The sequence below is a fragment of the Caballeronia sp. dw_19 genome, assembly GCF_018449515.1.
GTDB lineage: Bacteria > Pseudomonadota > Gammaproteobacteria > Burkholderiales > Burkholderiaceae > Caballeronia.
This window is the reverse complement of sequence record NZ_JAAVUQ010000002.1, coordinates 85,108-99,816: the sequence shown is the minus strand read 5'-3', so window position 1 is coordinate 99,816 and position 14,709 is coordinate 85,108. Positions and strand designations below refer to the sequence as shown.

The following is a 14,709-nucleotide window of genomic DNA, read 5'->3' as shown; positions in this document are numbered from 1 at the left end:
AAGAGCAACACACGTCCGGCAGACGCCGGCAAACATACCGGTTTGTCGCCCATAAATCGCGACGAATTTCAGCCCGAACAAAAATAACGGCGCCTGTTATCCAATAACAGGCGCCGTTATTCAATGACCCAAACCGGTCTCGCTCAGGCCGCTACCGGCTCTTCCTCCACTGCACGTACCGCCAACGGCTCCGAGGGCGTTCCGTACGCGTAATCGAGCGTCATGCGCATATAGTCGTAGCTCTTGCGAATGGCCGTGCGGATCTTGTTGATGGACTCCACCGGCGGATTGGTACCCAGCAACGTGGCCACGATTTCCAATGCCATCCACGGGTGCTCGTCATCGTAATGCGCGTGCACTTTGAGCCAACGCATTGCCGACTTGCGAATCGGTTCCGGAAAGGTCAGCGCATACGTTTCTTCAGAGCAGACAAAGCACGAGAAGTCACCCGTTGCGCCTTCCACTGCGTAGTTCGTTGCCGCCACCGCGACCGCCAGCTCGTCGGTGAGACTGACATGTCCGCACCAGTGCGCGAGCGCATGCATCTCGCTCGGCACCTCTTGCAACAACAAGTCATCAAGCCCCAGGCCGCTCGCCCCTGCCCACTGCAGCCAGTGCTTGGCGTGCATGTTCTCGACCCGGATATTCTGGATGAGGTAGGACCGTGCCATCCCTTCACCATGCGAATGGCCGAACCGTGCCTTCATGAGGTTCGACGCCATGAACTGCGGAAACTGCTCGATGACAGGAAAGAAACCAATCAGGAAACGATGCGTGCTTTCGATATCGAGCGTCGCGTCCTTCATGGCCTTGCACAACGGGTGATAGACAACCTTTCGCTTCGCTTCTTCGCAATCCTTGACTACGTCTTGGAGCCATTGCGGATAGCTCGCAATGTTCTTGAGTTCGCCGGTACGGGTGAAGTCTGTTTTCATCGGATGATCTCTCACAGGAATGGGTTTCAGGTGTTGGGCCGCGGGATCCTATGCGGGCAAGCTGGATCTCAATCTCGCCATCGTGATGCCCGCCCAAGCTTCGGGGAGCAAAAGCATTTCCTATATGCAGGCGCGCACATTTCGCGGAACATTTAATCAACTCCATTTCCTCAGACAACATCACGACGACGTCCCTTTTCCTTTTTCGACGCACGGCGATCTCACGGCCAAGGGCCTTGGACCGGCGAAACGGTTGAGAGATCAAGACCTGTGGAGGGTTGATGCAGCCCGCTTGAGATGTTTATCGGCGTGCCGTATTGAAGTGCGCACGTGCCGCGTCACTCGTCGGGGTGTGCGTCTTTGCTGGATTTTGGCGGAGATGGGCTATCCGTCCCTGCTCACGCGGCCAGCCGGCCGGGACTCATCGCAGGGCGTACGGCCTCCGGCGGATAGATATGCCAGGCGCCGTCGTCGTGGCGGAAAAAGAAGAGCGTGAAAGGACTGAAGGCGGAGCTGAATGGGGCGCCAGCGGCCCGCTCCACTTCAATGCAGACGCACCGGCGGCGCCCTGCACGAATACGATGAATGGAGCGCACCTGCAGATGCCCGGTGCTCCCCGCGCCCAGCCATTTTTCAAACAAACCGCGCAAAGACTGCTCCGGCGCAACCATAAGGATTCTCCGTGGTTTGCTATCCACCCCATGAAACCATGCTAGGAGCGCCATAAGTCCTTATCTGTCGGAGACGGTCGATTGTGGCTTCAGACGGGGCTGGTTTTCTTGTCGGAATATCCCTACGAGCGATCGCGCTCGTAAATCAAACCATGTTTGATCGCATAGCAGATCAGTTCGGCATCGTTTTCAATGCCGAACTTTTGCATGAGACGCATCTTGTGCGCGCTGATGGTCTTGGCACTCCGCATGAGCATCCCGGCTATGGCGTCGATGCCCTTGCCCGTCGCCAGGCAGTCGGCAAGACGAAGCCTGCCGTCCAGTTCGAGTTGGAGCTGCTGCCAGTCGAGCCGCCATAGGCCCGCGCCAAGGCTGACGGGATCCTGCCCGTTCGCCGCGATAGGGAACGGGCCGAACAATTTCCCCGGAATCTCGTCAATACATTAAGACGAGCCCTTAAGCGTGCCGCGAGCTTTCTTCAACAAGAGGCCCAGGCGCGTTCTCCAAAGCGCTATCGTGACGAAGCAGGAGGACCGCTGCCACGGCGACCAGCCCGGCCCCGGCCAGACAGAGCAAGCCAGCAGCAAAACTGCCGGTACTGTCCTTGATCCACCCCATCGCGTAGGGTCCGAAGAACCCGGCCAGATTGCCGAGCGAGTTCACCGCGGCAATGCCACCCGCTGCGGCCGCCCCCGAAAGGAAAGCGGCGGGTAGCGTCCAGATCACCGGCAGGCAGCCGAATATGCCAAAGCCGGCAATGGACAGCGCGATCATTTTCAGCACGGGATCATCCAGTGCCGTCGATGCCGCAATTCCACCGGCAGCCACCAGCAGCGGGATGGCCACATGCCACTTGCGCTCGAGCTTGCGGTCAGAGCGGCGTCCCCACAAGATCATGCTGAACGCGCCGACAATGTACGGCAACGACGTCACAAGGCCCGTCTGGACATTACCGAGGCCAAACCCTTTGACGATTTGCGGCAGGAAAAAACTCAGGCCGTAGTTGGTCGCGTTGGCGCCGAAGTAGATGAGCGCGACGGCAAGAACCCGCGGATTGAACAAGGCTTCGCGCACGCTGAAGGCGCGCACGGCCTCACGCTGCGCGCGTTCCTGGGCTTGCCGGCCCACGAGCCAGTCGCGCTCATCGGCTGCAAGCCAGGTTGCGTCCGCCGGTTTGTCGGTGAGATAAAACAGGACTACGAACGACAGGAGCAGGGCCGGCAATGCTTCAACCAGATAGACCCACTGCCAGCCGGCGAGGCTCGCGAGTTTGTCTAGGTTGAGCAGCGCACCGGAGATAGGGGCGCCGATCACGGTGGACAGCGGGATGGCCACCATGAAATAGCCAACCACGCGGGCCCGGTACGCCGCCGGAAACCACAGCGTCAGCAGGAAGATGATGCCCGGGAAGAATCCCGCTTCCGCGATCCCGAGCAACACCCGCAAGGTATAGAACACGTGTGCGGGCGAGAGTCCTGTCAACCGCGAGATCCCGGGAATGAACGCCATGGCGCCGGCAAGGATGCCCCAGGTGAACATGATCCGGGCGATCCATCGGCGCGCACCGAACTTCTCCAGCAGAAGGTTGGACGGAACCTCGAAAAAGAAATAGGCGATGAAGAAAATCCCCGCGCCGAAGCCGAAGGCGCTCGAGGACAGTCCAAGGTCTTTGTTCATCTGCAACGCGGCGAAACCGACGTTGACGCGGTCCAGGTACGCTATGAAATAACAGAGAATCAGGAACGGGACGAGTCTCTTCGTCACGCGTCCCAAAGTGCGGGTTTCGAGTTCCACTAGTCTTCCCCCAAGTCAGAGTTTTAAACGTCCATCGTGTGTCGAATGTTCATATCTCTTTGCCGTAGAAAGCATAGTGCTCCGAAGACAAAGCGGGAAGTAGTATGTGCCCGTGGAATTCGGGCTAATGATGAGATGGCGGGGCCGGCTACCGGCAGAATTGGCCGAATCAGGCGCAGCGTGTCCCGGATTCGGAAGAAATGTCGGAATGCAACGGTAGCGAAAACCGGCGTAAACCCCGATCAGAACCAATATCCGACGGAAACAAACGAGATGACCGGATTGAGTTTGATCCTGGTGCCGCGGGTCACGGTGCCCGGTGTCGATTGGGTTGTCAGCACGACCCGCTTTGAGCACCGCATTAATAAGCATGCTGGGTATCGAACGAGCGGTGCTTTGTTGAAGTTGTAGAAAGTCCCGCGTCCAAAGGAATGACGATTGACACGGGTGGTCAAACATCCCGAGTGTCCGATCGACCGTTTTATAGTGCTTCGGGAGGCTTCATACCGCTATCTGATGCACGATAACGTTTGCCAGCCGCGAATCAATTTCCGGTTCGAATAGGATCATGTGTTCGCAACCGGTAACAACCTCCCCGCCCCTTGTAGGACAGGCGATTATCTTCGCAAGAGTTTTTCGAACTAGCCCTGTCTTACGCCTACAATACCCCCCGGTCCATCCCGAATCCGCCTCACCGTCTTCCAACCCGCCACGCGCTTTTACTGGTCTATAGCAGCATGGTCACTGAAACCTCATCCTCCGATTCCCTCGCAGTCGCCCAGCGCGTACGCGACCTGATGAATCGTCATGGCATTGGCAAGCGGCAGCAGACAGCCGAGCTTTGCCGCATTCTCGATCTCAGTTTCTCGCAAGGACATCGAAAGCTACGTGGCAACAGTCCATGGACGCTTGCGCAAATCCGCCGCGTGGCCGACGCGTTCGGCGAGCCCGCCTTGCAGCTATTCGACGCGAAGAACGCCGACGTGGACGACACCGAAGGCACCGCCCAGGACGTCGTTCTTATGCTTGGCGCTATCGAGATTCCCTGTGTTGCGTGGATTGGCGAAGCGCTCGAACCGGGCAGCCGCCCGGATTTCATTGCGCAAAACATGAACGGCCGCTGGCTTGTGACAACGCACGAAGGCGTGCTGCTGCACGCCGCTCACGATGTCCACAAGATCGAGATCCAGCCGCGCCGCACGGACATGGACAAACCGCTGATCGCGGTCGTGGACGACGACCAGACCTCCGCCGACAACCTGCACGATTATCTCGAGCGCAGCGGCTTCACAGCGGTCGCTCTGTATGGTCTGGAAGGGTTCTCGCAAGCGCTGCAGACGCAAGTGTTCGACGCAGTGGTGATCGACTGGCTGTTCGGGGCGCATACGTCGGCCGATGCTATCAGTGCCGTGCGCAATTCCGACAACCCGGATGCGCCCATCTTCGTATTGACGGGCGAACTGACGACCGGCAAGGCAAGCGAGTCGGAAATCAGCGACATCATCCAGCGCTACAACGTCACATGCTTCGAGAAACCGGCGCGCATGGCGATCCTTGTGGCCGACTTGTCGAAGCGCTTGCAGCGAACCTGATCCCGAACGTTAGCGCGCACCGCTCAACGTATCCGCCTTGCCGCCGATAACGCCCGCGCCAAGGCGCTTTTCAGCACTTCGTAGCGCACGGGCTTGAGCAGGTAATCGAAGAACAGGATGGCGGCGCTGGGGTCGACCAGATCCGGCGCGTAGGCACTCACCGCGATCACAGGCAAGCTCGCGCCCGCTGCCCGCCTTGCGCGGTACTCATTCACGAACGAGTACCCGTCCTTGCCCGGCATGTGGAGGTCGGCGAGGATCACATCGGCCTGATTGTTCTCGAGCCACGCGAGTGCACTGTCCACGTCGGGCATTGCCACGCTCGCATAACCGAGGTGCGCCAGCATTTCAGTCAGCGACTCGCGGATGGAATCATGGTCGTCTATCACCAGCACGCGTGCTTTCTTCAACGGCGGCAAGTCAGCGGGCGCACGCTCGCGCTCGGGCATTCGCGCCACCGATGCAGCGGGCAAACTCACGCGAAACGCGGCGCCCTGACCGACATCACTCGACACGTTGACCACGCCGCCCAACAATTCGACCAGCCCGCGCACGACCGCGAGCCCCATGCCGGCGCCATCGAAACGCCGCGTGCTCGATGAATCGAGTTGCGTGAATTCCTTGAAGATCAGCGGCAACTGTTCGCGCGCAATCCCGGGACCGGTATCAATGACAGAGATATCAAGCCGTTCGAGCGAGCGTTCGAAACGCACATCGATCGAGCCGGAGTCGGTGTACTTGATAGCGTTCGTCACCAGGTTGGTCACGATCTGACGCAGCCGGTGCTGGTCCGATTCCACCAGACCCGCCTCTCCCGCGAACTGCCCGCGCAACGCCAGACCCTTCGCCACGGCCGCCGGTGTATTCGCGTCCACGATGGAGTCGAGCAGTTCCATTGGATCGAATACAGTCAGCCGCAATTCAAGCTTGCCGGCGCCGATCCTCGCGAAGTCGGTCAAGTCGCGCATCTGTGCCTCAAGATGGCGTGCTCCGGTCTCGAGCCGCTGGATGATCTTGCGATCGCTTTCGCTATGCAGGTTCAGTTCGAGCAGTTCCACCGACGACACAATGGCATGCAACGGCGTGCGCAACTCGTGGCTGATCATGCCGAGGAACGCGTCCTTCGCCTGCGACGCTTCGCGCGCAGCGCGGGTTGCCTGGTGTTGCGCTTCGAGCGCCGCGCGTTGCTGGTGAATCAGCCGCGAACGCCGGTAGCCGTTGAGCAGCAGCATGGCGGTGGCGACCATGGAGAGCAGCGCGAGCAGCATGCCCGCTGCGAACAGATAACGCCGCTTCGAAACGAAATCGCGCGCAATGTAGTCGCGCTCCGCCACGTCGACCACGCGGCGTCCGTTCGCCAGCTCGTTGACTGCATCCTGGTTCTGCCGCAATACGCCAATGATCTTCAGCGTGCGCCCGGGGTCCTTGCTCAACAAACCAATATCCGGGTCGATAGACCCGAGCGCTGCGTCCAGTTGCCGCAGGATCTCCTGCTGGCGGTTTCGCAAGGTGCCTCGATCGGAGAGCATCGCGGTGGAAGCGGTGACAATGGCGAGCTTAGATTCAAGCACCTCGAACCGGAGCTGGATCTCGTCGGTATCGGCGTCGATCCCGCTGCGATACAACAGAACCTGGTTCGCAAAGCGGCCGTACGCAATCTGGAATTGCGCGCCGTCCCAGTAGAAACCGTCGTACGGCAGGGTGAGTTGCTGCGTGGTCTGGTTCGCCAGCAGGACGGAATACAGCACGTAACCCACGCCGCCAAGCGGCGGCGCAATGGCTGCCGCCACCAGCATCGCCACCTTGAAACGGCGAAGCGGCGCACGCATCATTTCACGACCATCCCTTTGATCTGCCACACGAACTTTGCCTCCGCGGCCGAACCACTCAACTCGGACGGATAGGCGTCGCGTGGATAGATCAGGAACAGTGGACCAAAGTTGCTGACGGTGAGGCGCACGCCATTCCTGCTGTAGGCCAGAATCGCGCCGTAGCGCTCGGCTTCCCTGGCGCTCACCGTGTATGAATAGTCGTCGATCGTGCGCAGTTCGATACCGTCGGCGCGTGCATCCACGAGCTTCAGCACGTCACCCAGCAGCGGCCCGGCGAAGGTGGACTTTGGCGTCCAGGTGGTCGAGGTCGTGATCGTATGGACCGGCAGTTTCAGCAGGTCGGCTTCGCTGATGTGATAGACGCTATGGCTTGCATCGTTGGTGCGCCCGATCATTCCCTGCACGTCCAGCGCCAACGGCGCCGCGCTCGCGGCAAACGGCAACGAGACGAGCCACGAAGCGAGCAACGAGGCCGCAAGAAATCTCAACACTGACTGCTGTCTCATGGCGGCGCTCAATGCTGTTCGTCGAAGGCCAGCGCCGCACGTTCGGACGCCACCACGATCAACTTCATGGTGGCACGCGTCGCACCGACAAAGAACTTGCGCGCGACCTGTTCGTCGAAGGTGTCGAAATCGACTTCAGTCAAAATCACGCAGGGCGCCGACTGGCCCTTGAACCGGTAGATCGATTCGAGCAGTACGTCACCTTCCCGATATTCCGGATTCCCGAACAAATCGTAACTGCCCGTGAAGCTGCGCAAGCGATGCGGCCCGAGCTGGTCGACCGAAGTCAGCACCGAGCCTTCGCGCCCGCGAAAGGACAACACCGCGATGTCCTGCTTCCGGTAGCCGAGCGCCAGCGCCTGGGTGATCGCCCGCTTGGTCGCCTCGATCACTTCGTCGGGGTGGCCATTTTCGTAGGTGGAGAGACTGACTTCGGAACCGTCGAACGGACTGCCAGCGTCGAGCTGCACCTCGCGTCCGACGATCCGCCGGATATACGCGAGCAAGTCACGCGGACTGCGATAGTTCGTGGTCTCGCGCAACGTGGTCCAGCCGGGCAGCGGCACGGGGTCGCGGAAATACAGGTTCTGCATTGGATCTTCGAGCCACCACCACGCGCCGTCCGGCTTCAGCAAACGGGCCAGCGCGTCCACCCAGGGTGCCTGAAAATCCTGGCCTTCATCGACAATCAATACGTCGAACTTCCAGTGCTCCGCAATCTCGACGTTGGCGAAACGCTCCTCCAGCGTAGCGAATACGTTCGGCTGGCTGAAATCCGGCGGGGTACCGGCATCGCGCGTCACGCTTGCGCTGAGCTGGTGATAGTTGGCAATGCGTGCTTCGGGAGGCGCGACCAGACGGATGTGATCGGCGAGCGGCCGGTTGAAGCACACGTACAGCACGCTGCGGCCCTTCGCCACCGAATCGCGCATGACCTGCACCGCCAGTTGCGTCTTGCCCGAGCCGGCCGTACCGATCACGCGCAGCCTGAACGGCTGGAATTCGAGCCGGCGCGCCCATGTGGCGAGGCCACCCGAGAGCCGGGTGACAAGCATGTCGGCCTGGCCGACCAGCGCGTTGGTATCGGGTGTGAGGGCGAGTTCGTCGGAGAGAAAGTGATGGATTCGGGCGGACGCTTCGAAACGCGGCTCATTGGGCGGCAGGATATCGAGCACGACGGACGGCAGCTTCGCCCGGCGGCTGGCATCGACAATGCGTGCTTCGGGCACGCCTGCAATGGACGCGTCCTTCACCGTGTAGTCCGGGCAATACAGCAGCTCTTCAATCCGGTAGGTGCCCGCGCCGAACGCGGCCGTGAAGCGACGGTGCAGGTTCTCGAGCGTCCGTGCAAGCTGGATGGCGACGTTGCGCTCTTTCTGCATGTAGACCTTCATCAGGCCCGCGGGCGTTTCGCGCAGGAACCCCGCCTTCTGTTCGATGACCAGCACCCGGCCCGACGGCGCGACCACCACGAAATCCGCTTCGCCGAACACCGAAAAACCTTCGTTGATGCGGGTCCAGTGAACACCGTGATACACGGTGTAGTCGTCGGGGAGTTTTGCGAGCAGCGCCAGCGTGTCGAGTTCACGCACGGCAGCGCCGGTCGCTTCCATATTCTTCCAGTCGTCGGGGACGATTCGAGCCATGCTTCGCCTTCGCGCCTAAGTGCGTATGAGTGCCGGAAAGTGCCTGATTCGAGGTGAATCCAGGGAGCCAGCGGCCATTGTACGCAAGCCGCGCGGCCGTCCCGGGTCAGTCCGCAAAATCGTATTTGCCGCCACGCTGCAACGCTCGCTGATAGGCCGGACGCTCGTGAATCCGCTTTACGAAAGCCGCTACGTGGGGAAGCTTCTTCGCGCCCGCGCGCTGGGTTCCGGCTTCGAGCGGGAAGCTCATTTGCACGTCGGCGGCGCTGAAGGAATCGCCGGCAAACCATTCGGACTTCGACAACTCGCTCTCTATGAAGCCGAAGTGCAGTTTCAATTGCGGGTCGATGAAACTGTCCTGCATGGTCTGCGCGATGCGCCGCGCGATAGGCTTGACGAAAAACGGCATGGGCGCGCTGGCGATGCGCAGCGCCACCAGTTTCAGCAACAGCGGCGGCATGGCGGAGCCTTCGGCATAGTGCATCCAGTAGTTATAGCGAAGGCGTTCCGGCGTGGTCCCGTGCGGGGGTGCGAAACGCCCTTGTCCATAACGCTCGTTCAGGTACTCGATGATCGCGCCCGACTCGGCGATCGTCTGGCCGTCGTCCGTGATGACCGGCGACTTTCCGAGCGGATGCACGGCGCGCAACTCGGGCGGCGCGAGCATGGTGTTGGGGTCGCGCTGATAACGCTTGATTTCATAATCGATACCCAATTCTTCCAGCATCCAGAGCACGCGTTGTGAACGGGAATTGTTGAGGTGATGAACTATGAGCATGGAGGATTGCCGTTAGGGTTGAAGTCCGGGCGCAAACGCGCCAAGAATACAACATGGCTGTGTACGGGCGTTCGCGTTCGGTATACGCACCGAGGTTATCTTCGGTTAAGTGCCTGATTGATGGGGTGCGGCCCGCTTTGTGCAAGGGGCTAATGATCGAACGCGCGCTTTGCCGGATCAAAACAACGCAAAAGGACAATTCAATGACCCTGGTTATTTATCTGTTGGGCTGGCTGATACTGATCGGCGGCGTGTCATGGGCGCTGGTCGCCATGCATGTGTCGCAACACACCATCATGATTGTCGACGTGATCTTGCTGGGCATCGCGGTGATTACCGGCGCCACCCGCGCGCGCAACCGCGACCGGTCATAGGACCGCCATCAAAGGGGCTTCAGCGCGCAGGACAAGCCCGTCCTGCACGTTTTGGCGGCGAGAGGCGTATAGAACGCTAGGACAGCACGCGCGTACTAAGCGACTGCTGTATTAGCCTCACCAGCACATCGGGATGCACAGGCTTCGTCATGAAGTGCTGGAACCCTTCGCCGATGCTTCGCAAGCGATATTCGTCTCCGTCGTGCCCTGTCAGGGCAATCGCTATCGATGGCGTCAGGTTGCCTCGAATCTCATGGTCGCGCAGGCGCTGGATCAGGTAAAAACCATCCATCATCGGCAGATCGATATCGCAGATAACTGCGTCGGGCAACTCCCGGATGACCGTCTCGGCGCCCTCTTCGGCGTCCTCCACGGCGACGACTTCCGCGCCTTCCTCCTCCAGCAGCATTCGCAGTGACTCGCGGCTTTCCAGGTCATCTTCGATCAGCACAATCCTGGTATGTCCCAGTCTCGCTACTTCATTCATCATTATCTTTTCTAACAGCCCAAACAGGATTCCAGTGCCAATGTCGCGGCTCTCGCGTCTCACTCACTGCGGACCTTGCGGCACGACGGCATGAGATCCATGCGGCACCGTGTGAGCGGCCGCGCGCGCCGGTGTCGAACGTCACGCGGATTAAAAATTCAACGGGCGCAGTATGCCTCATTGCGTAGTCGACCAAGCTTGCAGCAAAAAATAGACCGAGCGCAGAAACTGCATGAGGAACGACGGCGGAAGCTCCTCTGCGCGGGGCTTTGCGCGAACCCTAAGGTGTTCGCGCCAGCTCTGCGCGAAGGCACGCGCCGGCCCGCATTTGCCACCGCGCAGGTAATTTTTTATCCGCCGTGCCGTTTTGAAAGTTCAGACTTATCGACTCTGATAATCACAATGAAAGCTTTGCTGCAGCATGTGTCGCGGGATGCGTCACCACATGATGCGAGCGCAACAGCGCGCGATATTCGGTCGGCGTCAGGCCCACGGTCGCCTTGAACTGTCGGGTGAACGCACTGTGGTCCGTGTAGCCGCATAACGCCGCTACGTCGGTTACCTTGTCGTGCGTGACAAGCAGCGCGGTAGCCGCATCGAGCCGCGTCTTGAGCAGCACCTGACGCGGTGTCAGATGAAAGACCTTGTGGAAATAACGCTCGAGCTGGGCAATCGACATGTTCGCCATCGCCGCCAGATGCGGCATGTTCAGCGGCTGCACAAAGTTGCTCTGGATATGCTGGACGACAGCCGCGAGCCGGCTGTAAGCCGGATGCGTCCCTTCGTCCGCCTGCAGGTCGCGCGAGATGCCGGCCAGGCCAACGACCGTGCCGTGTGCATCGTGGAGCGGCTGCTTGGACGTCATGCACCAGCCCGGTTGGCGCGCCGGGTAGAGATGCAGTTCGAGCTGGTCGATCATCGGGCTGCCCTGCGCGATGATCGACTGATCCTGCGCCGTATAAATGCGGCCAAAACGTTGCGGGAAGACTTCTTCCGCGGTCTTGCCAAGCAGCCCCAGCTTGTCTTTCAGGCCGCAGCGCGAAGCCAGCGCACGGTTCACCAGGGCGTAACGCGCCTGCGCGTCCTTCACGAAGAAAACGATATCGGGCATCGCGTCGAAGACCGGTTCCAGCAGCCTGAAATGCTGCAGCATGGCCTCGAGCGTCGCGGCGCCCGCAGGGGCCTGCAGCGTGGCGTGCAAGCCGGGTGGCGCGGCGCCGTGGTCGGGCTCAGCCTGCGCCGGACGGTCCGTCGTAGTGGTCATTCGCATCTCGCTGGCGTCGTCGGGGTCCGCAAGTGCCGCACATGCCACGTATGCCGCGTGGATAGGCGCGCACCGCGCTGCGCCCGATTATAGAGGCGAGAAGCGTCCGTCAAAATTGGGGCTGACGACAGGGAGGCTTGGGGCCGAATGGGGATCGGCTGCCGACCAATGCAGTGGCGCGGTGCTCGGCAGCGGTCAATGAAGTGCCTTAGACCAGCCGCACAAAATGAATTTATCTTTGAGCCAGTCAGAGAATCCACCGTTTAGATGGACCCTTCGCAAGCGATCGAAGCTGCTCCAGCAGCGATCAGCTTTCACCACAGCAGGTGAAAACAAAGCCATGTTCAAGGTTGACGAATCAACTCTTAAGGTTGACAATTCAGCATAGATAAGTTGACAAAGGAACGAGCATGTCTAGCAAGGTGCGACAAAAGGGTGAATTGGTGCGCAGTTTTATACTCGCTAATATCGAGTCGCATAATGGCGATATAGCGGCGCTCGCTGCTGAAAAATTTGCCATCAGCCGACAGGCGGTAAATAAACATTTACTCAAATTGCGCGAGCAAGGAACGATAACAAAGGAAGGCAGTGCCCGCGCACCGATTTACAAACTTGCACCTTTGTTCGCAAAAAGATTTAACTATCAATTAGCGACCGAGTTGCAAGAGGACGTAATTTGGCGTACAGACATCAGGGAAACCATTAAACCTCTCCCTGATAACGTTCTGAATATATGGCATCATGGATTTACGGAAATGCTCAATAACGCCATAGATCATTCCGGCGGCAGTTCAGTCTATGTAACAATAAATAAAACCGCCGTATCTACAGAAGTCATGATTTCAGACGATGGCGTAGGAATTTTCAAGAAAATCCAGTCCGAATTTGATTTGCTTGACGAGCGTCATGCTATTTTTGAGCTGGCAAAAGGAAAATTAACAACAGACCCTCGAAATCACTCAGGCGAAGGAATCTTTTTTACGTCAAGAATGTTCGACAAGTTCGAGATCCTGTCTGGTGGCCTTTATTTCGCTCACGAAAGAGGTAAACCTCAAGACTGGCTGCTCGAGCGATCAAAAGCTCAGTCCGGAACAACTGTTTTTATGGAGCTAAATAATCATACAGCACGGACGACAAAGAAGATTTTTGATGAATACTCGGAGGGAGACGACTATGCATTCGATAAAACTGTCGTTCCAGTTGATTTGGCAAAATATGAAGTCGATGAATTAATTTCCCGGTCCCAGGCGAAGCGATTGCTTGCACGGGTAGAGCTGTTTAAGCGGGTTGTTTTTGATTTCAAGAACGTTGATCAGATCGGTCAGGCTTTTGCCGATCAGATATTCCGAGTATTCGCAAATGCGCATCCGGAAATAAGCTTAATGCCTATCAACATGAGCCAAGAAGTCAGGGAAATGATTTCTCGTGCACAGGCAAAACACATAGGCGATGGACGGCAGCATACGCCACCCACCGACTGAATTTGAATCACGCAGTCGTGAATATGTGCAATGCCTAAATCACGAGTTCGGTGGTAAATAAACCAGCGAATATCAAGGATTTGCAAAGCCTGACACATACATGAAGGCGCGAGCTTTTCTCCGCGTTATGCGGTTTACCTCTCTGGTTTGGATGGTCGGACGGATCAAAGCAGTCGTTCCGACGCGACCACGACAGGACCACGAAACGCCCGGCGAACTCGCTGGATGGACGCCCGTTCCGCCAGCCCCGCGCTCAGGCCGACGGGATACCCCAGGCGAACGGGTCCGTACTGTCGAAGCAGAGTCGGCCTTCGGCCATGATGTGCGCATGCCCGGTGATGGTCGGGATCACAGCCTGGCCCGCGAGTTCGCCGGAGTGCCGGTAGCTTGCCTCGAACACGCTGCCAATAATGCTTTCCTGCCGCCACACCTCGCCTTCGGCTAGTTTATTGTCGGCGGCGAGACAAGCGACCTTAGCGCTTGTGCCTGTACCGCACGGCGAACGGTCGTAGGCGCTGCCGGGGCACAGCACGAAATTGCGGCTATCGATACCGGCACGCGGTGAGTCCGCGAACAATTCAATGTGGTCGATGAGCGCTCCGTCCGCGCCGGTAATGCCTTGTGCCTGCAATGCCTCACGAATGGCGTCTGTTACCGCTGTCAGCCGGGTCAGGTTCGTTGCAACGAGATCCTGCCCGTGATCGGCCACGAGAAAAAACCAGTTGCCGCCCCACGCGATATCGCCCGTCAGTGGTCCGTAGCCGTCCACATCCACACGGACCGCTTGCCGGTATCGATACGACGGTACATTGCGCACGCTCACGCTGCCGTCCTGATGCAATGTGGCTTCGACAACTCCCGCAGGCGTCTGAATCCGGTGCGAGCCAGGCTGAATCTTCCCGAGGTAAGCAAGAGACACGATCAGGCCGATCGTGCCGTGGCCGCACATGCCGAGATATCCGACGTTATTGAAAAAGATGACGGCCGCCGCGCATCCCGGATCGTCCGGTTCGCACAATAACGCCCCCACGATCACGTCCGAGCCGCGCGGTTCTGTTGCCACGCCCGCCCGCCAGTCGTCGTGTTTCGTGCGAAGGTTTTCCAGGCGTTCGGCCAAGCTGCCGCCGCCCAGATCAGGCCCACCCGACGTGACGAGACGGGTGGGTTCGCCGCCCGTATGGGAATCGATGAAGTGTAGGATTTTCATGCTGACATCGTAGAAATTCGGGCCGGGTCCGTCTTGGTAGCGCTCAGCGGATTTGATGCCGATTTCGGCATAGATGGAGTAGATCTATATAAGTCCGAAGCCCTCGCATAACCCCTCTTCACGGCCCGATTCCGCTGCGCTC

The 14,709-nt window shown here is 59.1% G+C and carries 13 protein-coding genes and 1 pseudogene; 3 read left to right on the top strand and 11 right to left on the bottom strand.

Features of this window, described 5'->3' with window-relative positions:
* Positions 1-143: 143 nt before the first annotated feature.
* The 4 genes and pseudogenes from HB376_RS03360 to HB376_RS03345 all read right to left on the bottom strand — a co-directional run bounded on the left by HB376_RS03360 (position 144) and on the right by HB376_RS03345 (position 3,400).
* Positions 144-935, bottom strand: a complete 792-nt coding sequence (locus tag HB376_RS03360) for an iron-containing redox enzyme family protein (RefSeq protein ID WP_213762012.1) — start codon at positions 933-935, stop codon at positions 144-146.
* Between the two features lie 398 nt (positions 936-1,333).
* Positions 1,334-1,606, bottom strand: coding sequence for a hypothetical protein (locus HB376_RS03355; RefSeq protein WP_213762011.1), 273 nt, complete (start codon positions 1,604-1,606; stop codon positions 1,334-1,336).
* Positions 1,607-1,728: 122 nt separating this feature from the next.
* Positions 1,729-1,899: pseudogene (locus tag HB376_RS03350) on the bottom strand (LuxR C-terminal-related transcriptional regulator); the annotation flags it as partial.
* Between the two features lie 163 nt (positions 1,900-2,062).
* Entirely contained in the window at positions 2,063-3,400 is a 1,338-nt protein-coding gene (locus HB376_RS03345; protein WP_213762010.1) for an MFS transporter, read from the bottom strand.
* A gap of 737 nt (positions 3,401-4,137) precedes the next feature.
* Here HB376_RS03345 and HB376_RS03340 point away from each other — a divergent pair.
* A complete protein-coding gene (locus HB376_RS03340) occupies positions 4,138-4,992 on the top strand; it encodes a helix-turn-helix domain-containing protein (RefSeq protein WP_213762009.1) in 855 nt (284 codons plus the stop codon).
* A 23-nt stretch (positions 4,993-5,015) separates the two neighbouring features.
* Here HB376_RS03340 and HB376_RS03335 read toward each other — a convergent pair whose 3' ends face one another.
* The 4 genes from HB376_RS03335 to HB376_RS03320 form a co-directional block, all read right to left on the bottom strand.
* Positions 5,016-6,821, bottom strand: a complete 1,806-nt coding sequence (locus tag HB376_RS03335; RefSeq protein ID WP_213762269.1) for an ATP-binding protein — start codon at positions 6,819-6,821, stop codon at positions 5,016-5,018.
* Positions 6,821-7,330, bottom strand: a complete 510-nt coding sequence (locus HB376_RS03330) for an oxidoreductase (protein ID WP_213762008.1) — start codon at positions 7,328-7,330, stop codon at positions 6,821-6,823. Before HB376_RS03330 ends, HB376_RS03335 begins: the two co-directional genes overlap by 1 nt.
* A gap of 8 nt (positions 7,331-7,338) precedes the next feature.
* Positions 7,339-8,976: an ATP-binding domain-containing protein gene (locus HB376_RS03325; protein WP_213762007.1), complete on the bottom strand. Its 1,638-nt coding sequence runs from the start codon at positions 8,974-8,976 to the stop codon at positions 7,339-7,341.
* Between the two features lie 106 nt (positions 8,977-9,082).
* Positions 9,083-9,754 (bottom strand): glutathione S-transferase, encoded by a 672-nt coding sequence (locus HB376_RS03320; protein ID WP_213762006.1) that lies wholly within the window; start codon positions 9,752-9,754, stop codon positions 9,083-9,085.
* A 203-nt stretch (positions 9,755-9,957) separates the two neighbouring features.
* Between HB376_RS03320 and HB376_RS03315 the strand changes: the two genes are divergently transcribed.
* The gene (locus HB376_RS03315; protein ID WP_213762005.1) at positions 9,958-10,128 is read left to right on the top strand and encodes a hypothetical protein; all 171 of its coding nucleotides are present in this window, start codon (positions 9,958-9,960) and stop codon (positions 10,126-10,128) included.
* A gap of 76 nt (positions 10,129-10,204) precedes the next feature.
* On the opposite strand, the gene HB376_RS03310 is transcribed toward HB376_RS03315, so the two are convergent.
* Together HB376_RS03310 and HB376_RS03305 are read right to left on the bottom strand one after the other, a co-directional pair.
* The gene (locus HB376_RS03310; protein ID WP_255631141.1) at positions 10,205-10,618 is read right to left on the bottom strand and encodes a response regulator; all 414 of its coding nucleotides are present in this window, start codon (positions 10,616-10,618) and stop codon (positions 10,205-10,207) included.
* 394 nt (positions 10,619-11,012) lie between these two features.
* On the bottom strand, positions 11,013-11,768 hold the full coding sequence (locus HB376_RS03305) for an AraC family transcriptional regulator (protein ID WP_255631160.1): 756 nt from the start codon (positions 11,766-11,768) through the stop codon (positions 11,013-11,015).
* A 521-nt stretch (positions 11,769-12,289) separates the two neighbouring features.
* On the opposite strand from HB376_RS03305, the gene HB376_RS03300 reads away from it, so the two are divergent.
* On the top strand, positions 12,290-13,360 hold the full coding sequence (locus HB376_RS03300) for a DUF4325 domain-containing protein (RefSeq protein WP_213762003.1): 1,071 nt from the start codon (positions 12,290-12,292) through the stop codon (positions 13,358-13,360).
* 253 nt (positions 13,361-13,613) lie between these two features.
* On the opposite strand, the gene HB376_RS03295 is transcribed toward HB376_RS03300, so the two are convergent.
* Positions 13,614-14,567, bottom strand: a complete 954-nt coding sequence (locus HB376_RS03295) for a 4-hydroxyproline epimerase (RefSeq protein WP_213762002.1) — start codon at positions 14,565-14,567, stop codon at positions 13,614-13,616.
* Between the last annotated feature and the right edge of the window lie 142 nt (positions 14,568-14,709).

Excerpts from the sequence above, each read along its gene's own strand:
- HB376_RS03360 (WP_213762012.1), bottom strand. The coding sequence starts at position 935 with ATGAAAACAGACTTCACCCGTACCGGCGAACTCAAGAACATTGCGAGC.
- HB376_RS03355 (WP_213762011.1), bottom strand. The coding sequence starts at position 1,606 with ATGGTTGCGCCGGAGCAGTCTTTGCGCGGTTTGTTTGAAAAATGGCTG.
- HB376_RS03340 (WP_213762009.1), top strand. The coding sequence starts at position 4,138 with ATGGTCACTGAAACCTCATCCTCCGATTCCCTCGCAGTCGCCCAGCGC.
- HB376_RS03335 (WP_213762269.1), bottom strand. The coding sequence starts at position 6,821 with ATGCGTGCGCCGCTTCGCCGTTTCAAGGTGGCGATGCTGGTGGCGGCA.
- HB376_RS03330 (WP_213762008.1), bottom strand. The coding sequence starts at position 7,330 with ATGAGACAGCAGTCAGTGTTGAGATTTCTTGCGGCCTCGTTGCTCGCT.
- HB376_RS03325 (WP_213762007.1), bottom strand. The coding sequence starts at position 8,976 with ATGGCTCGAATCGTCCCCGACGACTGGAAGAATATGGAAGCGACCGGC.
- HB376_RS03320 (WP_213762006.1), bottom strand. The coding sequence starts at position 9,754 with ATGCTCATAGTTCATCACCTCAACAATTCCCGTTCACAACGCGTGCTC.
- HB376_RS03315 (WP_213762005.1), top strand. The coding sequence starts at position 9,958 with ATGACCCTGGTTATTTATCTGTTGGGCTGGCTGATACTGATCGGCGGC.
- HB376_RS03310 (WP_255631141.1), bottom strand. The coding sequence starts at position 10,618 with ATGATGAATGAAGTAGCGAGACTGGGACATACCAGGATTGTGCTGATC.
- HB376_RS03305 (WP_255631160.1), bottom strand. The coding sequence starts at position 11,768 with ATGCTGCAGCATTTCAGGCTGCTGGAACCGGTCTTCGACGCGATGCCC.
- HB376_RS03300 (WP_213762003.1), top strand. The coding sequence starts at position 12,290 with ATGTCTAGCAAGGTGCGACAAAAGGGTGAATTGGTGCGCAGTTTTATA.
- HB376_RS03295 (WP_213762002.1), bottom strand. The coding sequence starts at position 14,567 with ATGAAAATCCTACACTTCATCGATTCCCATACGGGCGGCGAACCCACC.